This is a genomic window from Terrisporobacter mayombei (assembly GCF_020748465.1).
GTDB classification, from domain to species: Bacteria; Bacillota; Clostridia; order Peptostreptococcales; family Peptostreptococcaceae; genus Terrisporobacter; species Terrisporobacter mayombei.
On record NZ_JAHZMP010000003.1, the window covers coordinates 312,242 to 331,490 of the forward strand.

General features: G+C 29.5%; 18 protein-coding genes. 2 read left to right on the forward strand and 16 right to left on the reverse strand.

What is annotated here, in order from left to right; translation table 11 throughout:
* The first annotated feature begins 202 nt into the window (after positions 1-202).
* Positions 203-2,419, forward strand: coding sequence for an SH3 domain-containing protein (locus K0039_RS12185; RefSeq protein WP_228105347.1), 2,217 nt, complete (start codon positions 203-205; stop codon positions 2,417-2,419).
* 66 nt (positions 2,420-2,485) lie between these two features.
* Here the strand turns inward: K0039_RS12185 and K0039_RS12190 are convergent, their stop codons facing one another.
* From K0039_RS12190 to rnr, 14 genes are all read right to left on the reverse strand, one after another.
* Positions 2,486-3,982, reverse strand: coding sequence for a protein adenylyltransferase SelO (locus tag K0039_RS12190; protein ID WP_228105348.1), 1,497 nt, complete (start codon positions 3,980-3,982; stop codon positions 2,486-2,488).
* Between the two features lie 117 nt (positions 3,983-4,099).
* Positions 4,100-5,236: a sensor histidine kinase gene (locus K0039_RS12195; protein ID WP_228105349.1), complete on the reverse strand. Its 1,137-nt coding sequence runs from the start codon at positions 5,234-5,236 to the stop codon at positions 4,100-4,102.
* Positions 5,226-5,915, reverse strand: coding sequence for a response regulator transcription factor (locus tag K0039_RS12200; protein ID WP_228105350.1), 690 nt, complete (start codon positions 5,913-5,915; stop codon positions 5,226-5,228). Before K0039_RS12200 ends, K0039_RS12195 begins: the two co-directional genes overlap by 11 nt.
* 24 nt (positions 5,916-5,939) lie before the next feature.
* Positions 5,940-6,635 (reverse strand): M15 family metallopeptidase, encoded by a 696-nt coding sequence (locus K0039_RS12205; protein WP_228105351.1) that lies wholly within the window; start codon positions 6,633-6,635, stop codon positions 5,940-5,942.
* Between the two features lie 145 nt (positions 6,636-6,780).
* Positions 6,781-7,287 (reverse strand): hypothetical protein, encoded by a 507-nt coding sequence (locus K0039_RS12210; RefSeq protein ID WP_228105352.1) that lies wholly within the window; start codon positions 7,285-7,287, stop codon positions 6,781-6,783.
* Positions 7,274-8,647, reverse strand: coding sequence for a hypothetical protein (locus K0039_RS12215; RefSeq protein WP_228105353.1), 1,374 nt, complete (start codon positions 8,645-8,647; stop codon positions 7,274-7,276). Before K0039_RS12215 ends, K0039_RS12210 begins: the two co-directional genes overlap by 14 nt.
* A gap of 143 nt (positions 8,648-8,790) precedes the next feature.
* Positions 8,791-9,186, reverse strand: coding sequence for a hypothetical protein (locus tag K0039_RS12220; protein ID WP_228105354.1), 396 nt, complete (start codon positions 9,184-9,186; stop codon positions 8,791-8,793).
* 148 nt (positions 9,187-9,334) lie between these two features.
* Positions 9,335-10,495, reverse strand: a complete 1,161-nt coding sequence (gene bioF, locus K0039_RS12225) for an 8-amino-7-oxononanoate synthase (RefSeq protein WP_228105355.1) — start codon at positions 10,493-10,495, stop codon at positions 9,335-9,337.
* Positions 10,496-10,508: 13 nt separating this feature from the next.
* Entirely contained in the window at positions 10,509-11,288 is a 780-nt protein-coding gene (locus K0039_RS12230; protein WP_228105356.1) for a 6-carboxyhexanoate--CoA ligase, read from the reverse strand.
* A gap of 4 nt (positions 11,289-11,292) precedes the next feature.
* Positions 11,293-11,808: a hypothetical protein gene (locus tag K0039_RS12235; RefSeq protein WP_228105357.1), complete on the reverse strand. Its 516-nt coding sequence runs from the start codon at positions 11,806-11,808 to the stop codon at positions 11,293-11,295.
* The gene (gene bioA / locus K0039_RS12240; protein WP_228105358.1) at positions 11,801-13,171 is read right to left on the reverse strand and encodes an adenosylmethionine--8-amino-7-oxononanoate transaminase; all 1,371 of its coding nucleotides are present in this window, start codon (positions 13,169-13,171) and stop codon (positions 11,801-11,803) included. The genes K0039_RS12235 and bioA overlap by 8 nt, the downstream gene beginning before the upstream one ends.
* Before the next feature lie 13 nt (positions 13,172-13,184).
* Positions 13,185-13,859: a dethiobiotin synthase gene (bioD, locus tag K0039_RS12245; RefSeq protein ID WP_228105359.1), complete on the reverse strand. Its 675-nt coding sequence runs from the start codon at positions 13,857-13,859 to the stop codon at positions 13,185-13,187.
* A gap of 42 nt (positions 13,860-13,901) precedes the next feature.
* The gene (bioB, locus tag K0039_RS12250) at positions 13,902-14,852 is read right to left on the reverse strand and encodes a biotin synthase BioB (RefSeq protein ID WP_331476750.1); all 951 of its coding nucleotides are present in this window, start codon (positions 14,850-14,852) and stop codon (positions 13,902-13,904) included.
* Positions 14,853-15,003: 151 nt separating this feature from the next.
* Positions 15,004-17,163, reverse strand: coding sequence for a ribonuclease R (rnr, locus tag K0039_RS12255; protein WP_228105361.1), 2,160 nt, complete (start codon positions 17,161-17,163; stop codon positions 15,004-15,006).
* 220 nt (positions 17,164-17,383) lie between these two features.
* On the opposite strand from rnr, the gene K0039_RS12260 reads away from it, so the two are divergent.
* Positions 17,384-18,322 carry an AEC family transporter gene (locus K0039_RS12260; RefSeq protein ID WP_228105362.1) on the forward strand — a complete coding sequence of 313 codons (939 nt, stop codon included), beginning with the start codon at positions 17,384-17,386 and terminating at the stop codon, positions 18,320-18,322.
* A 74-nt stretch (positions 18,323-18,396) separates the two neighbouring features.
* Here the strand turns inward: K0039_RS12260 and K0039_RS12265 are convergent, their stop codons facing one another.
* Positions 18,397-18,768 carry a PH domain-containing protein gene (locus tag K0039_RS12265; protein ID WP_228105363.1) on the reverse strand — a complete coding sequence of 124 codons (372 nt, stop codon included), beginning with the start codon at positions 18,766-18,768 and terminating at the stop codon, positions 18,397-18,399.
* 145 nt (positions 18,769-18,913) lie between these two features.
* Positions 18,914-19,147, reverse strand: a complete 234-nt coding sequence (gene secG / locus K0039_RS12270) for a preprotein translocase subunit SecG (protein WP_018591737.1) — start codon at positions 19,145-19,147, stop codon at positions 18,914-18,916.
* Positions 19,148-19,249 lie beyond the last annotated feature (102 nt).

The window sequence follows — 19,249 nt, forward strand, 5'->3', positions numbered from 1 at the left end:
GTAATGTTGAAAATACAATGTATACAATTGCGAAATTATAGCCATTCGCTAAAATAATACCTTAAACGTCCGTAAAATAAAATAGAACCAAAAATAAAAAGTTAGTTATTGAATTATTTAGACAAAACTATATACATTTATTGTATAATTTATATATATTTTCTATTTAATACAATTTATTCTAATTGGCAGGAGGAATAATATGAACAAAAAAGATAAATCTTTTTTGGCTGTGTCTTTAGGTATTGCTATAACTTCTCAAAATCTAATGGTCATAGCAAATGCAGATTCAATTAAATCAAAGTCAGATAGCGACGTTACTATTTTATCAGATAATGATTTCGAAATAAAAGTAGGTACAAATTCTCAAAACAAGGACTCCAAAGAATCACCTAAATATCAACCGGACCCTGAGGAAAACAAAACTTATAGTATGGGTAGTATGGGGGAAAGCAATTCTAGAGCTTTTATGTCTAATAGAGTTGCTCTTTCTCCTCAAAAGGCAACTTTATCTAACTCAAAGGCTATAGGTAGTGGAAGTGTAACAGCAAGTACTTTAAGTGTAAGAAGTGGCCCATCTACTTCAAATGGTGTAATTGGTACATTAAAAATTAATGAAACTGTTGAGATACTAGGTAAAAGCAGTGATTGGTACAAAGTTGATTTCAAGGGTAAACAAGGATATGTGCAAGCATCTTATTTAAAATTAAATCCAATTGAAAAAGGTATAGATGTAAGTAAATGGAACGGAAATATAGATTGGAGAAGTGTAAAAAATTCTGGTGTTGACTACGTTATTATAAGAGCTGGATATGGAACATCTACTATAGACCCAAAATTCAAAACTTACATTGAAGGTGCAAAAAGTGTTGGACTTAAAATAGGTGTATATTGGTTTAGTTATGCCACTAGTCCTGAAAATGCTGCTATTGAGGCTCAAGCCTGCTTAAATGCTATATCACCTTATAAAAGTAGCATTACATACCCTGTCTTCTTCGATTTTGAGTATGATAGTGTTAGATATGCAAATAACAATGGCGTAAAAGTAACAAAGGACTTGGCTACAAGAATGGCTAATTCATTTCTTAATAAAGTTGAATCCAAAGGATATACTTCAGGTATATATACTAATAAAGATTTCAGTAGTTCATACTTCACTAATGATCTTATTAATTCTAATAATTTATGGGTGGCTCAATATTCTTCCACTAATACTTTTGGAAAGCCATATTCCATGTGGCAATACTCAGAAAAAGGTTCTGTACCTGGCATAAGTGGTTATGTTGATATGAATTACACTTGCTTAAAAACTTTTAGCGGTGGTTCAAGTAATGAGGAGCCAAATACACCTTCTGGAGAGCAAGGTGTTACTACTGAAAATGTAAACTTTAGAAAGAGTGCTTCTACTTCTTCTAGTATTATAGCTACTATTCCTAAAAATACTAAGATTGAGATTATTGATAAATCTACTTCTGGTTGGTATAAAGTTAAATACAAAGGTAATATGGGATATGTTTCTAAAGATTATGTTAAATTAAATAGTAGTGGCAGCGACGATAATACTTCTTCTTCTGAAAAAGGGATTACTTCTGCCAATGTTAACTTTAGAAAAAGTGCTTCTACTTCTTCTAGTATTATAACTACTATTCCTAAAAATACTACTGTTGAGATTGTTGATAAATCTACTTCTGGTTGGTATAAGATTAAATATAAAGGTAATACGGGATATGTTTCTAAAGATTATGTTAAATTAAATGGTAGTGGCAGCGATAATGACACTAGTACTCCTTCTACTGATAAAGGGGTCACTTCTGCCAATGTTAACTTTAGAAAAAGTACTTCTACTTCTTCTAGTATCATAGTTACTATTCCTAAGAATACTACTATTGAGATTGTTGATAAATCTACTTCTGGTTGGTATAAGGTTAAATATAAAGGTAATACGGGATATGTTTCTAAAGATTATGTTAAATTAAATAGCGGTAGTGGTAGTAATGAAACTCCTAGTACGCCTTCTTCTGACAAAGGGGTTACTTCTGCTAATGTTAACTTTAGAAAGAGTGCTTCTACTTCTTCTAGTATTATAGCTACTATTCCTAAAAACACTACTATTGAGATTGTTGATAAATCTAAATCTACTTCTGGTTGGTATAAGGTTAAATACAAAGGCAATACGGGATATGTTTCTAAAGATTATGTTAAATTAAATGGCAGTAATTCTAATACATCTTCTTCAAATAAAGGTGTTACTTCTGCTAACCTTAACCTTAGAAAAAGTACATCTACTTCTTCTAGCATTATAACTACTATTCCTAAAAACACTACTATTGAGATTGTTGATAAGCTATCATCTGGATGGTATAAAGTTAAGTACAAGAGCTATACTGGATATGTGGTCGGAAGTTATATAAAAATATAATTACATTAAATATATAAATACCCTATATAAGTGCGCAAATATGAGTTCACTTATATAGGGTTATTCTTATGTTCCACAATAAGTTCTATAAGGTAAATCTGAAGGTTGTGGCAAATCAAAATATTTTTCACACTCTACTTTATATTCATAAGGATTACTAATAACAGAAAGTAAATCTTCCATTACTGTGAAGTCTCCATTATCTGCTGCATCCAATGCTTCTTCTACTCTGTGATTTCTTGGTATAACTACTGGATTTGACTCTTTCATAAGCTCATAAGCTTCCTCAATAGACTCTTCTTGTCTTTCCAGTCTTTCTTGCCAATTTTTATACCAGTTTGTAAATTCAGCTGTAAGGAACATCCCTCTATTCATGTTTTTTCTATAAGTTAATGATAGAAAAGTATTTGTGTAATCTTCTTTATATTTTTCCATCATATTTAATAAATCTTCTATTATAGCCTTATCCATAACTTCTTCATTGAATAGACCTAGCTTATTTCTCATTTGGGAGAACCAATATTCGAAATGTAAATCAGAAAACTCAAATATGGCCTTTTGTGCCAAATCTATGGCAGCATCTGCATCTTCATTTATTAAAGGAATAAGAGTTTCTGCAAATCTACAAATATTCCAAGATGCCATATTAGGCTGATTTTTATAAGCATATCTTCCATGAAAATCAATAGAGCTAAATACAGTATTTGGATTATAAACATCTATAAAAGCACAAGGTCCATAATCAATTGTTTCTCCGCTAATAGTCATATTATCCGTATTCATTACTCCATGAATAAATCCAACACATAACCATTTAGCAGTTAAATTTGCATGAGCTTTTATTACTTCTTTTAAAAAACTTAAATATTTATTTTCATCACTTCTCACATAAGGATAATGTCTCTCTATGGCATAGTCAGCTAGTTTTTTCACTTCTTCTTTTCCCAAGTAATTGGAAGCATATTCAAAAGTTCCAAATCTAATATGGCTTGAGGCAACTCTAGTGAGTATAGCTCCTTCTTTCACATATTCCCTATAAATTTTTTCTCCTGTTTTTATCACTGCTAAACTGCGAGTGGTTGGTATTCCTAAGTTATACATTGCTTCACTAATTATATATTCACGAAGCATAGGACCAAGTACTGCTCTTCCATCACCACCACGAGAATAAGGAGTTCTTCCACTTCCCTTTAGCTGAATATCATATCTATTAACATCAAAACCTGTTACTGAGTTTGGGTTTTGTAATTTTTGTTCACCAATTAATACTGCCCTTCCATCACCTAACATTGTAAAATTACCAAACTGGTGACCGCTATAAGCCTGTGCAATATATGCACCGCCTTCAACTTTTTTATTGCCGGTTAGAACTTGTAAACCTTCTTCACTTTTCAATGAATCTGCATTTAATTCCAAAGCTTTTGCCAAAGGTTCGTTAAAAATAACTAGTTCTGGTTTTCTCACTGGATTTAAATTTATATCACTATAAAAAGATTGAGGTAAATTTTTATAACTATTATCAAAATTCCAGCCCATATTCTTACTTTGATTTTCCTGTGCCATTTTTCCACCTCTTTTTATTTATATTTACTATGTAAAATCTAACTTCTCTTTAGATTGTGTAATTTGCTATAAATTATTTATACCCTAAATAAAATAAAAAACTCTCCAAACCACAGATTATTCTGTTAACTTAGAGAGTTTATCTTCATCTATATATGGTATTTTAACTTCAAAAATAGTACTTTCGTTATTACTAATAGCGCAGATACTTCCATCATGTGCTTCTATAATATTTTTTGTAATAGCAAGTCCTAAACCTGAGCCACCTTGGAATGTATTTCTTGATTTTTCTACTCTATAAAATCTATCAAATATATGAGGCAAATCAACTACTGGAATAGTCTCTCCATAATTTATAACCTGAACTACTGCCATTTTACCTTCTGTAAATACTTTTATATCCACATAATATCCATCGCTTCCATATCTCATGGCATTTGTAATAAGATTTTCAAATGCTCTAACCAGCTTAATTGGGTCGGCATTTATTATAAGTTTGTCCACAGAAAAGTCTATTCTACAACTCATATTTTCTTGTCTAAATTGTATTTCAAACTGAGAAATTAACTGTCCTATTAGCTCTACTAAATTCAGCTCAGCCTTATTAAAATTAACAACTCTGTTCTGCATTTTAGTAAGTTCAAATAAATCGTTAATCAATACGTTCAAGTTTAAAGACTTTTCGTAAGCTATATCCACATAGTACATAAGCTCCACTTCATCTTTGTATCTTCCTTCTTCAATAAGATTTAAATATCCTATAACGGAAGTTAAAGGTGTTCTTAAATCGTGAGACACATTTGTAATCAAATCTGTCTTAGTTTGTTGAGCTTTTCTTTCTTCCACAGTTATATCTTTCAACTGCTCAACTATACTATTAATATTCTCTGCTACTTGATCAATATCTCCCCTTGATTTTACTTCTATCTTCTTGTCCAAATTTCCTTTTGACATTTCTTCCACATTATCCACTAACAAGGACACATTTTTATACTTCTTATAAGTAATAAGAGAATATATTGAAAGAAAAATTAAAATTCCTATAATACCGTAGATATTTCCTGCAAAAAAATTATCGTTCAAATTAAACAAAGCTCTAATTACTACATTTAATATTGGAGTTCGATAATTAACATATAAATTATAAGTTACTTTATATAACGTCCAAAAAACAGCTAAGCTCAATATTACACTTATTACAAATTCTAAAGCGCTGATTATTATATATTTAAAAATTCTTCTTTTATTTTTCAATTTTATAACCAACTCCCCATACAGTTTGAATTATTTTATTTCCTTCTATATATTTTTCCAACTTTTCTCTTATTCTACTCATGTGAACCATAACCGTGTTGTTCGAGCCAAAGTAATCTTCTTTCCATACCTTAGTAAATATCTCTTCTGAACTATAAACTCTTCCCCTATTACTACCTAGTAAATATAAAATATCAAACTCCCTAGCTGTAAAAGGTATTTCAGTGTTTCCAACTTTAACTGTCCTATTATTTTTATCTATAGTCAAAGTTTCAATATTTATAATATCTTCTTCTTTGTTCATATTGTTGAAATAATAAGCTCTTCTAAGAAGTGCTTTCACTCTAACTGATAATTCCAATGGATTAAAAGGTTTTGTTAAATAATCGTCTGCTCCAGTCATAATGCCTGCAATCTTGTCCATATCTTCAGATTTTGCGCTAAGCATAAGAATAGGAATATTTAAATGTTCTCGAACTCTTCTGCATACTTCCATACCATCCATCTTTGGCATCATTATATCAAGTACTATCAACTGAACTTCCTCTTTTTTCAATATTTCAAGGGCTTCCTCTCCATTGCTTGCTTTTATAACAGTATAACCTTCATTTTTTAAATATATTTCAATTAAATTTCTAATTTCTTTTTCATCATCTACTACAAGAATTTTGCTAGCCATAACTCCCTCCTTACGTTTACCTTATTATACCATATCATTTAAATACTCCTCTAAAGTTATATTCCTTTCATAAATATCTTTTGCTACATCTTTGCCCACATATCTAATATGCCATGGCTCATAATTATATCCTGTAATATCTTCTTTTCCCTCTAGGTAACGTAATATAAATCCAAATCTGTAAGCATTATTTTCTAACCACTTAGCTTCTGGGCTAGTTTTATCAAAGCATCTAGCTTCATTTGTTACATCTATTGCTAATCCACTTTGATGCTCACTTTTCCCTGGTTTAGCCACATATTGGTTAGCATAGTCTACTCCATTTGAGCTAATTTCATCCTGAAGTACTCTAACTTGACTTCTGTAAGATCTGTAAGCTGAAGATCCTAAAAGTATTATATTTTCTTCTTTAGCTCCTTGGAATAATTCTTCTAAAGCTTTTGCCGCTGTTTCATCCATTTGTCTAGATTTTTCACTAGTACTACTTAAAAATTCCACATTAGGTTTAACTAAATTTTCAGGCTCATAATCAAGTGCCAATGGATTTTTTTTGTTTACTAACATAAGATATTTACTGCTCTTTGTATTTGTATTTGCACTTGTTTTACTTATATAAGCATCTTTGTGATTTGATAATCCTACTAAAGGTTTAACCCCTCCTACAAATATAATGGTAGCTAAAACAACTACAATTCCTACTATTTTATTTTTTAATTTCATAATATATCATCTCCTTTTCTATTACATAATAAAAAAGAAACATTAAGGAATTTATAAGTAATTCTTAACTTTTATTAAGATTTACATTCAAATAAAAAAAGAATAATCATAATGATTATTCTTTTATAGTAAATTACTATATTTTCTACCAATACCAATGTGGTATTAACATTGCATCTGGTTTTCTACCTCTTAAGATATGTATTGGGTATACGCGTCCTATTAATTTTTTACCTAGTAAGTACTTTCTATTAAACATTATCGATGAGAAGAAAACTTCTCTTCCACCTGTCATCTCTAGAGGTAATCTTATGCCAAAAGCATTATCCATCATTTCTTCCAATAAATAAGCTATTTTTTTTAAAGCTTTATCTTCTTGTTTTGTTCCACCTAGATCATAAACTTCATTTGCAAGTTCTTCAAATTCTTCAATATTTTCTTCATAATATCCATCAAAAGTGTATATTATATATCCTGGCAAATCTAAAAGCCCTCTTTTAAAAAGTTTATTATTTGCCATAACTAGACAACCAAGAGCAAACTCACCTTTTTCAAAAAATTCTTCTTGCATTTCATACACTTTAGATAATTCCCAATCTGGATCAAAAAATATCTTATTTGGTTTTACATAATCTTTTTTACTCATTTTCATTTTCTTCGTCCCCCTCATTCCAAAGTGTCATAAATATTCTTGCATATTTCTCAATATTAACTAAAATTATACACGTAACAATCCCAATTACTCCACAGATTAAAATAGATGGCTTCCATAATAAATAGGAAATTATAGCAACAATTATTCCGCCTATTATTCCCAATTTACCATTTTGTTTAGATAGAGTTTTATCAACTAATAAACAATCTAGTATTGTTTCTAATTCTTCATCTATATCCTTTTTACTTTTACAAATCTCCTCATCCCATCCGTTTATGTCTTCTGGCTTTAAATATTTGTAATCCATCTTTTCCAACAATTCCATTAATTTATCACTTTCATCCACAATTTCTTGAAGCATTTTTATATTTACTTTTTGATTATCAATAACCTCAAACTCTAGCACATAGACTTTATCCTCTGTTTTTATTCTATAAAAAGGATATTCTTCTTCAAATCCAGCTTTAACAAGTTTACTTCCTACTTTATTTTTTATATAATTTTTTATTTCTGTATTTTCTTTTGAATCATTAATTTCAAAGTTTCCACAAGCATCTTTCATATAATTGGTAAAATTAACGTATACTTCATATTCTGGATCTAAATAATTCCAATAACATAAATAATCAATCAACTTTTCTTCCATTTTAAAATAAATGCCTCTATCTTTACATGTTTGTAATTCATCGAGGCAATCCTTCATTATCTTGCATACTTCTCTTACTTCATTTATGTGTTCATAATCTTTTTCTATTTGTATGGCTTTTTGTAAAAACTCTTCTTTTTCATATCTTCCATTATATTGTATAAACAAATCAAAAATTTTATTGCAATCAGGTAATTTTATAAAATTTTGACTTGAGTCTAAAATAGCTATCCACATTGCCACAGGCAAAATATTTTTTTCTTTTTCATTTAAAAATTCATCACCTAAAGTAGCATGCTTCATCAATAAATTATGGGCTATTTTATTTCCTAGCTTAACTCTATAATCGTCCTTAATATACTTTTTATTTATCTTTACATTGCTATAATTGTAAGAATCTAACTCAAAATCTACCTCATCACACTCATATGTAAAAACTACTTGTTCATTATTGCGCTCACCTATTGATGCAACTAAATACCCATTTTCTATTTTCCTAATTTGAACTGGACCATTTTCTATAGGCTCATAATTTTCTGAATCAGAATAAATTTTTTCCTTATTTATATTTCTTAAAACTACTCTTATAAGTCCAAAATTTGCTAAGGTAATTGTAATTACCTTACTTTTTTCTTCTTTAGCTAATAAATTTACTGATCCTTTATAATAATCTGTTATACCATTTACTATTTCTATGTATCTTTCCCTCATATGCTCCCTCCTCTATTCATCAAAAGCCCTATTACCATAATAAGGTAAGATAGAATATATTTCCATATTATCTATATTTATTTTAAATTTAACATATATGTAAAAAAACCATCTATAATTTTATATAGATGGTTCTTTGTTATTTAACAAGCATTACAATAACTTCTATTATGATATTTGTTATCTTTAGTTTTATCTTTTTTAGCTTCTATTAACTCTTCTAATGTTTTCTTATATTTACTGTCATTAGTAACTCTAATATGACTTTCTATTAAATAAATATTATTAGTTTTTGGTCTTTTCTTTCTTATGCTATTGTCAATAATCGTCTTGGACATTTCAAAACTTTGAAGATGGGTATGACCATTTTCAAATACTTTTTTTGTGTTATATACTATGTAGCCTTTTTTAACTTTTAAAATAATATACTCTTTTCTTTCATAGACCTTTTCTGCTCCTGCTGTTTTATTACACCTGCTTGCACTTCTTCCATCACTATTTTCAATATTACTTTCAATAGAATTAATAACTTTAAGCATAACAACAACACTCCAATTATTTTAAATTTTGAAATATCTTAAGATAATTGTATATTAAATCACTACATAATATGTTACATAAAAGTTAAATAGTATAATTTTAACTTAGTTTTTATAATAAAATAAACTAAGATTATAAAACCTTAGCTTATTTTATTACTTTGTTTTCAATTAAAATTTGTTTTAGTTCATTTATTACTAGATCTAAATCTTCTTTATTATGGGTAGACATTATAGTCATTCTAAGTATGGATTTATTAAGGGGTACTGTTGGATATCTGATTGCAGGTATATAAATGCCCTTCTCCAATAAACTTTTACTAATATCCATAGCCAAATCTTCATCACCTATAAATATTGGTATTATTGGTGAATCTCCATTTTCATCTGCTTCTATGCCTATTTCATTTAATTTTTTATTTATGTATTTTATATTATTATTTAGTTTTTTCACTCTATCTGTACTTTCTATTAATTCAAAACTTTTAATAGCTCCATTTATTATCCCTGGTGATAGTGCTGTTGAGGATATAAAACTTCTAGCTTTGTTTTTAAGATAGTCGATTATATATTCATCTGCACATACAAATCCACCTTCACTTGCTACAGCTTTACTTAAAGTCCCTATAGTTATATCTACTTTGCAATTAAAATACTCACTACTCCCTCTGCCATTTTTATCTACTACACCAGTGGCATGAGCATCATCAACTACAGTAAGAAGATTAAACTCTTTTGCTATTTTCACAATGTCATGTATATTTGCTATATCTCCATCCATACTAAATACACTGTCCGTTACTATAATCCCTTTAGCTGGATTTATGGTAGATATTTTATTATATAAATCCTTCATGTCATTATGTTTGTACACTATTGTTTTTCCTTTTGATAGCTTACAACCATCTATTATGCTGGCATGATTTAACTCATCACTGAATATATAATAATTTTCATCGCATATAGATGAAATAACACCAACATTAGCCATATATCCAGTGTTAAATATAAGAGCTGCTTCACAATTTTTAAACTTAGCTATTTTTTCTTCTAGTTTTTTGTGTAAATCATAGCTTCCCGTAGTAAGTCTTGATCCACCAGAACCTAACCCAAATTCATTTATACCATCGATAGCTGATTTTTTTACTTCTTCATTATTGGCAAGACCTAAGTAATTATTAGAAGACATTAATAACACTTGTCTTTTGTCAATCACAGTGTACTTATCTTGTGGTTTGCTCAAATATCTCATTTCTCTATATAAATTTTTTTCTTTTATTGTCTGTAATTTTTCTTTTATATCATTCATATAAGATTGCTCCCTATAGATTCAAAGATTCTTCATATGTCATGTATCCCTGCTGAGATATGTTATTTCTTATTATGGTTTTAGATTTTTCTATATACTCTAGGCAATCTTTTACATTGTCTAATGATGAATCATATAAAAATATCCTGCCACCACTTTCATCTCCAAGCTGTTTCAAGTGAGGAAATCTAACATATCCATATTTTTTAGATGATATATATCCTGCTGTATAATTTGGATCATCTGAGTAACAGATTTCTCCTATTATACATGGACAATTTATAACTTTCGTAGCAAGTGCCAATGCCTCTATAAAATGAGTATTATGTCCAGACTCTTTTGTTAATCTATTTGTATTAAAGTTTTCAAAATCCATATAAGTAACTCTAATTCCTCTTTCTTTATCTGGTTCTAATCTTTCAAGGGTGTTAATATCCAACAAAATTGAGCCTCTCATATTAGGGGCTTCCTTAAATATTTTCAGTACTTTATCTGATTTTCTATCATCTATTCCTAATTTATTTAGTAAGTGCTTCACACATTCAAATCCTTCAATATGATTTTCCACTTCAACTGTAGTTACTTTCAGTGGCTCTAAATAAGTTATTTTATCTTCATCAAGTTTTTCAATTTTTATATTTATATTTTCAGCCTTACCTTTAGAATGTGTTAACGCTCTTTTTATAAGTTGACTCACTGCTATTTCTAAATTTTCTTCGTCTATTATATTTTCAGCTCCCGATATATGTTTGTTGTCTTTAGACGATCTCATTTTTATGCTGTGTAGTGCCATTTTTTCACCCTACTTTTATTATTTTTTCTTTAGTTTTTATAAAACTTTTATAAGGAGTTTTTTTCATTATATTTTCTATTAATCTATAAATTAAGTATGAAGATATTAGTGTATATATCATTCCTGGAACTGCTGCCACTATTAATACTTTAAATGGCGTTCCAACTATGTTTGACATTACTACCCTACCTGCTATGGTTCCTATGGAGCCTGCAATAGATACCACTAATAAACTCGGTCCTAAGATGCCTATTATACCTCCACCCACGATTCTGAAAGCCATAGCAACAATTACATTTAAAATCGTATGTGTACCCATGATTAAGTTTATAGTACTGGCTATAACCCCTGCTGCTATATACCTTTTGAACCCAAATGCTGCACATATGCCTATGGCTATTGGGGCTGATAGTTGAAATTCTGTTCCTGTTATAATACCTGGTATTTTAAAACTTCCTGATATGGCAATTATCACTGCTAGCAAGGATATTAATGTTAATTCTTTCGTTTTACTATTCATTTATTGATATTCCTTTTTCATCATTAAAGTACTCATTTATACTATCTCTAGCTGTTTCTACCATGAAATCTATTTCTTCTTCACTTATTACGAAAGGCGGCATGAAATAAACTATATTTCCTAATGCTCTAAGTAAAACACCCTTTTTCAGAGCTATTTGATAAATATTGTAACCTACTCTTTTTTTACTTTCGAATGGCTCCTTAGTTTTTTTATCTTTCACTAATTCAATAGCACCAATCATTCCTATTTGACGATATTCTCCCACATAAGGAATATCTTTTAGCACACTTTCAACTTTCTCTCTTAGATATTCACTTTTTTCTTTGTTAGCGTTTATAACATCATCTTCTTCAAATATATTTAAAGTTTCCACTCCCACGCTACATCCTAAAGGGTTACCTGAATAACTGTGACTGTGTAAAAACGCCTTCATTGTATTATCTTCATCATAAAATGCATCATAAATTTTGTTACTCATAAGAACTAGTGATAGTGGCATATATCCTGCTGTTAATCCTTTTGATAAACACATTATGTCAGGAGATATATTGGCATGCTCACAAGCAAACATCTTGCCAGTTCTCCCAAATCCTACTGCTATTTCGTCTGCAATTAAATTTATATCGTATTTATCACATAGCTCTCTTAGTTTTACTAAATATTTTGGTGAGTATATTTTCATTCCTGCTGCACATTGCACCATTGGCTCTATAACTATTGCACTTACTTCTTGGTGAATTTCTGCTATATTATTTTCCATATGAACGAAACATTCACCATCACAAGTTTCTCTATTTTTATTAAACTCACATCTAAAACAATCCGGACCTTTAACTGTTGTTGTTTCAAGTAATATTGGTTTGTAAATTTGGTTATATAAATCAACATCACTTATTGATAAAGCACCTATTGTTTCACCATGATATGCATCTGATATATTTACAAATTTAGTTTTTCTTGTTTTACCAATTTGTTGATGATATTGAAAACTCAATTTTAAAGCTATTTCTATTGCTGATGAACCATTATCACCAAAGAAAACTTTTTGTAATCTATCTGGTGTTAAATTTATTATTCTCTCACTAAGTTCTATCGCTGGTCTGTGAGTAAAGTTTGCAAATATAACATGCTCTAATGAATTTGACTGATTATATAAAGCTTTATTTATTCGTTCGTTAGCATGTCCAAATAAGTTAACCCACCATGAAGACACTGCATCTAAATATTTTCCCCCGTTCATATCTTCTAAAAATACACCTTTACCATTTTTTATTACTATTGGTGGAAATTTTTCATAGTCCTTCATTTGTGAACATGGATGCCATATATACTTTAAATCTTTTTCTTGGAAATTTTTCATATTAGTACTCCCCTTAAAATATTAATTCAATCAATTTATTTTCATCTATTTTTTTATATTCTTCTTCTATTGATTCCTTTGAAAAATCTTCTAACTTGTTGAATTTATGAATTATTTCTAAATTAGTAAGTTCTTTTATTTGTTTTATATTGTCATCTTCATAGAACTTATTATTGTATTGATTTATTATTATTCCTTTAGCTTTTATGCCCTGCGTTTTTAAAAATTCATTAGTAAGTACTGTATGATTTATAGTTCCAACACCAGCTCTAGCAACTATTACAACTTCTAAATTCAAATCTTTAATTAAGTCGTATATATAATATTCCTTATCCACAAGAGGAACTACTATTCCTCCGGCTCCTTCCACAATTACATAGTCATGACTGTTTATAAGTTTTTTATAATGATTTAATATAAGCTCTTTATTTATTTTCTTATTCTCTAATTTGCAAGCTAAATGAGGGGATACAGCCTCTTTCAGTGTATATGTGTTCATCTCTTCTATACTGTAATCTAAGTCCGCTATTTCTTTGTAGAACCTAGTATCTCCATTACCTCCACTTTGTACAGGTTTATAAGGTATAACATCTTTTTTATTTTGTTTTAGTGCATATGTTAAACCTGCTGTTACAAAAGTTTTTCCTGCATCTGTATCTGTTCCAATTATGAATATTCCTTTTCTCATAGTGTGCCTCCAATTTAACTTAAAAGTATTTTATAAAACTATTTATATTTCATATCCTAATTCAGTTATCATTTTTACATCATCGTCTATTTGATTACCACAAGTAGTTAACATATCTCCTGTTATAGTGGCATTGGCACCTCCATAGAATGCCTTTTTACCATATTCACTTAGCAGATTTCTTCCTCCTGCCAACCTTATTTCAGCTGTTGGATTTATAAATCTATATATGGCAACCATTTTTAAGAAATCTTCTTCTGTTATAGGATTTTTTCTTTCTATGGCAGTTCCTTCTATGTAATTTAGCAGATTAAGTGGTATGGATTTTACATTTAATTCTCTAAGTTCAAAAGCCATATCGATTCTATCTTCTTCGCTTTCACCTAAACCCATTATCCCACCACTACATACTATTAGCCCTGCTTTTTGTGCAGCTTTTATAGTCTCAATTTTTTCGTCGTATGTGTGTGTTGTACAGATTTTATCAAAGTAATTTCTAGATGTTTCTAAGTTATTGTGATATCTTCTCACACCTGATTTTACAAGCTTTGTTAAAGCTTCTTCCCCTAGTAATCCATGAGATGCACATGTTTCTACTCCAACTTTATCTATTATCTCTTCAAATGATTCACAAACTTTATCAATTTCTTTATCACTTAGTTTTCTTCCTGATGTTACTATAGAATATCTTCTTACTTGTTTGTCTTTGTGATATTTCGCATCTTTTATTAAATCCTGTGTATCAAGTAATGGGTAAACCTCTGTGTTAGTTTTATGGAATGATGATTGAGCACAGAACTTGCAATCTTCACTACATTTACCACTTTTTCCGTTTACTATAGAGCATAGATCAAACTTATTACCTAAAAAATATTTTCTCAACTCATCTGCACAAGCTGCCAATGTTTTTAAATCATATGTTAATAAGCTTTTAGCTTCTTCTTTATTTATTAAGTATCCATTTTTTATTTTTTCTTTTAATTTATATATCATCTTCATTCTCCTTAAAATTGGTTTAAATATTTTCATATGATAATAATATGTCATTATCTTTTTTAGGTCAACCTTTATTTTTTTTAGGTTAACCTTTGTTGTATAAAAAAGAGAGGGCAAATATCCTCTCTTCATCAATCTATTATTTTTCTTATTTCAAATCTTCTTCCACATGACTATCTTCCAACTTATTTACCAATGCAAAATCTATTTCTCTAAAGTCCACATTTACATTGTCAACTTTTATTCTTACAGTATCACCGATTTTAAATGTTTTGTGAGTTCTCTCACCCATGATTGTGTAAGTTTCTTGGTCATAAATATAATAATCATCTCTTAGATTAGCCAGTCTTATAAGACCTTCAACTGTATTTTCTAATTCTATAAACATACCAAATGAAGTTACACTTGATACAACACCGTCGAATTCTTGACCAACTTTGTCTGCCATATAACATGCTTTGTAGAAATCGTGCACATCTCTTTCAGCAAGTTCTGCTGCTCTTTCTCTTTCTGATGATTGAGTAGATGCATATTCAACTATATGAGCTAATTGTTCTTGTCTCTTGTTGTTAATTTTGTTATTTAATTGCTCTTTTATTATTCTATGAATTTGTAAGTCTGGATATCTTCTTATTGGAGAAGTAAAGTGACAGTAGTATTTTGCTGCCAATCCAAAGTGACCTATACATTGTGGTGAATATTTAGCTTGTTTCATAGAACGTAGAGCTATTGTACTTATAGATTCTTCTTCTTTGGTACCTTTTATTTTTTCCACTATTCCTTGGATTTCTTTTGGATGAACATTTTCCAAATCGCCTTTTATAGTGTATCCAAATGTAGCGATGAATTTCTTTAGATCTTCCATTTTTTCTGCTGATGGAGTCTCATGTATTCTATAAACAAAAGGTAGCTGTAACCAATAGAAATGCTCTGCTACAGTTTCATTAGCTATAAGCATGAACTCTTCTATCATTTTGTTTGATATTCTTCTTTCATAGTGTTTTATATCAACAACTTCACCATCACCATTTAATATTATTTTAGCTTCTGGGAAGTCAAAGTCTATTGCTCCTCTTATTCTTCTTCTTTCCATTAATATTCTAGCTAATTTCTCAGCTTTTATAAAATCATCAACTTGAGCAGCGAATGTTTTCTTTAATTTTTCATCATCTTTTTCTAATATGTCTGACACTTCTGTGTAAGTCATTCTAGCCTTTGAGTTAATAACAGTTTCTGCAATTTCAGAATTAACAACTTTACCATGACTATCAATTTCCATAAAACAAGATAAAGTTAACTTATCTTCAAATGGATTTAGTGAACAAACGCCGTTTGATAACTGTTTTGGTAACATTGGTATTACTTTATCTACTAAGTAAACAGATGTTGCTCTTTTTAAAGCTTCTTTGTCTAACTTATTCTTTTCTTTTACATAGTGAGTAACATCGGCAATATGTACTCCCAGTTTATAGTTACCATTTGGCAATATTTCTATGGAAATGGCATCATCCAAGTCCTTAGCATCTTCACCATCTATTGTGAATATGTTAAGATCTCTTAAATCAACTCTTCTTGCTATTTCATCGCCTAAATCTTGTTCTGCAACATGATTAGCTTCATCTATGACTTTTTTAGGGAATTCTTCTGGAAGTCCATGAGCTCTAATTATTGAGTCAATTTCTACTCCTCTTTCACCTTTTTGACCAAGTACTTCTATTATTTTACCTTCTGGTTTTCTGTTTTCTTGTGGCCAAATTGTTATTTCACAAACTACTTTGTCGTCGTTTTTAGCCCCAGAGAAAAATCTCTTTGGTATAAATATATCTTGGTTAAATTTCTTGTCATCAGGCACAACAAAACCAAAGCTTTTGTTTTCTTGGAATAAACCAACGACTCTAGTTACTTCTCTTTTTATTATTTTAATAACTTTCCCTTCAGCTCTTCTGTCTTCTGTGGCAGGTGTTACAACTTCTGCCATAACTCTATCATTGTGAAGTGCTCCATTTATATCGTCTTTTGGAATAAATAAATCTTGTGTATATTCTTCATCAGATTCAACAAATCCGAATCCCTTTCTGTGAGAAACGAATTTTCCCACAAATAATCCCATTTGATTTGGAGACATGACTCTTCCTTTTTTTGTTCTGACTATGTATCCGTCTTCTTCCAATTCATCTAAAAAGTTATAGAACATCGGCATTTCTGCTGAGTGTATATTAAAAATTAGCGCTAATTCTTCCTTTTTTAGAGGATTGTAATGGTTATCATTAATTAGCCCTAGTAATGATTCTCTTAATTTATCAGTCATATAATCCCTCCTATTATAATTATTATATCCATTTTTATTATATTTCTATTATTAATTCCATATTAAATTTATTATGTTTTTTTAATTAAAATAACTATGTGAAAAATTGCCGTCTACTCATTTTAACTAAAATTTTCTAGTTTGTCTAATTTTTGTAATATTTGCTTTTTTACCACTGTTTCTCTATACTTTTATTATTCTAGAAAAGGGAGTGACATGTATGGAAAATCTAATTTTATCCTTTAATGTAGTAGCACCATTGTGTTTAGTAATGGCCCTTGGTTATTTTCTTAAATATATAAAAATTCTTGATAATAATTCAGTTAAAGTCATGAACAATGCTACCTTTAAAGTATTTTTACCAACTTTATTATTTTATAATATTTATACAACAGATTTAGGTAGTGTTTTTGATCCCAAATTAATGATCTTCGCTACCATGTCTATTATAGTTTTGTTTGGAGTTTTATTTTTATTTATACCCATAGTTGAAAAAGATAACAGCAAAAGAGGTGTTATGATTCAGGGTATATTCCGTAGTAACTTTGTACTATTTGGAATACCTGTTGCTACTTCCTTAGTTGGAGAAGGAGAAGTAGGAACAACTGCCCTTCTAATAGGAATTGTAGTTCCTCTTTTTAACTTCTTAGCTGTAGTTTGTTTGGAAACTTTTCGTGGTGGAAATATTAATGTAAAAAAAATCATTCATGGTATAGTTACAAATCCTCTTATTATAGGTGCTTGCTTAGGTTTACTATTGTTAATTCTTAATATTAAACTCCCTGTATTTATTGTAAGTACTATTAAAGATATTTCAAGAATGGCAACACCTTTGTCTTTAACATTACTCGGTGCGTCTTTTTCTTTCTCTAATATAAGAAAATATTTAAGAGAAACAATCATAGTTGTTACAGGAAAGTTAATTATTACTCCACTTATATTTATTACAATTTCCTATTACTGTGGATTTAGGGGAGTAGCCCTTTTATCTCTTATGATTATGTTTGCTTCACCCACTGCCATATCTAGTTTTCAAATGGCAATACAAATGGATGGTGACAGCGACTTGGCTAGCCAGATAGTTGTATTTACTTCTGCATTTTCTATAGTAACAGTTTTTTGCTGGATTTTTATTTTAAAAGAGATGGCCTTAATTTAATTCAGTATAAGTATATGACTTTACTTACTAAAAAAGCTGATAAATTGAAATTAACTTATCAGCTTAAAATTTCTCTATCTTAAAACGCAGTGAGCAATAAGTCTATCAAATTCTCTCACATCAACACCTTTTTGCAGTGTGATTTTTATATGACCTGCCCTAGTCCAAAGTTCTACTTCTGCGCTTAAATCAAATAACATTCCTGCAGTCTCCGTTGACCACATGTTTATTGATGAATATGGTATGGAATAAATCTCCACTTTTTTACCTGTTAGCCCTTGAACATCTCTTATTATTATTCTCTTGTCTGTGAAAGTTGCACTGTCCCTTAAAGTTCTATAAGCTATAACTGCCACTTCCCCTGGCGCCAATACATCTACTATATCTTCTGGTATTTTACATTTTGAAATAAAGACCCATTCTAAAATATTATCTATTTCACCCATTTTTTACCTCACTTGTTATAATTTTATATTATATTTATATTATAACAAAAAAAATGATTATACTTTCGCATAATCATCTTCTTAATTTAAAAATTAAATTTAATCTTTAACTTTTTGAATATTAAATTTGGCCATTTATTTAATATTATTTGTTTACTACTAGTAATGCTATTGCGTTTATAAAAAATAGTATTGATACTATCTTAGTTGATTTTAAAAGAAATGCTTGCTTTCCTTTTGGTTTGAAGTAAGCTTGTGAGCCTTCTTCTGAACCGCTAAAATCTGATTTAAAGTTATCTTTACCTTCTTGCGGCATGATAACTAACATTAAGAATACGGCTAAAACAAGTTGTATCCCCATTAATACATTATTTATCATAATGTAACCTCCTATTTATGATATTAATAAATATTCAACCTTTAGTTTATCATAATGTGGTGTATTTTACAACGAATTGACCTATCTTTTATACATATATCC

Coding starts and splice junctions, on each gene's coding strand:
- K0039_RS12205 (WP_228105351.1), bottom strand. CDS start 6,635: ATGAAATTAAAAAATAAAATAGTAGGAATTGTAGTTGTTTTAGCTACC.
- K0039_RS12185 (WP_228105347.1), top strand. CDS start 203: ATGAACAAAAAAGATAAATCTTTTTTGGCTGTGTCTTTAGGTATTGCT.
- K0039_RS12230 (WP_228105356.1), bottom strand. CDS start 11,288: ATGGCACTACACAGCATAAAAATGAGATCGTCTAAAGACAACAAACAT.
- K0039_RS12220 (WP_228105354.1), bottom strand. CDS start 9,186: ATGCTTAAAGTTATTAATTCTATTGAAAGTAATATTGAAAATAGTGAT.
- bioD (WP_228105359.1), bottom strand. CDS start 13,859: ATGAGAAAAGGAATATTCATAATTGGAACAGATACAGATGCAGGAAAA.
- K0039_RS12210 (WP_228105352.1), bottom strand. CDS start 7,287: ATGAAAATGAGTAAAAAAGATTATGTAAAACCAAATAAGATATTTTTT.
- rnr (WP_228105361.1), bottom strand. CDS start 17,163: ATGACTGATAAATTAAGAGAATCATTACTAGGGCTAATTAATGATAAC.
- K0039_RS12200 (WP_228105350.1), bottom strand. CDS start 5,915: ATGGCTAGCAAAATTCTTGTAGTAGATGATGAAAAAGAAATTAGAAAT.
- K0039_RS12215 (WP_228105353.1), bottom strand. CDS start 8,647: ATGAGGGAAAGATACATAGAAATAGTAAATGGTATAACAGATTATTAT.
- K0039_RS12260 (WP_228105362.1), top strand. CDS start 17,384: ATGGAAAATCTAATTTTATCCTTTAATGTAGTAGCACCATTGTGTTTA.
- bioA (WP_228105358.1), bottom strand. CDS start 13,171: ATGAAAAATTTCCAAGAAAAAGATTTAAAGTATATATGGCATCCATGT.
- K0039_RS12265 (WP_228105363.1), bottom strand. CDS start 18,768: ATGGGTGAAATAGATAATATTTTAGAATGGGTCTTTATTTCAAAATGT.
- secG (WP_018591737.1), bottom strand. CDS start 19,147: ATGATAAATAATGTATTAATGGGGATACAACTTGTTTTAGCCGTATTC.
- bioF (WP_228105355.1), bottom strand. CDS start 10,495: ATGAATGATATAAAAGAAAAATTACAGACAATAAAAGAAAAAAATTTA.
- K0039_RS12235 (WP_228105357.1), bottom strand. CDS start 11,808: ATGAATAGTAAAACGAAAGAATTAACATTAATATCCTTGCTAGCAGTG.
- bioB (WP_331476750.1), bottom strand. CDS start 14,852: ATGATATATAAATTAAAAGAAAAAATAAAAAATGGATACTTAATAAAT.
- K0039_RS12190 (WP_228105348.1), bottom strand. CDS start 3,982: ATGGCACAGGAAAATCAAAGTAAGAATATGGGCTGGAATTTTGATAAT.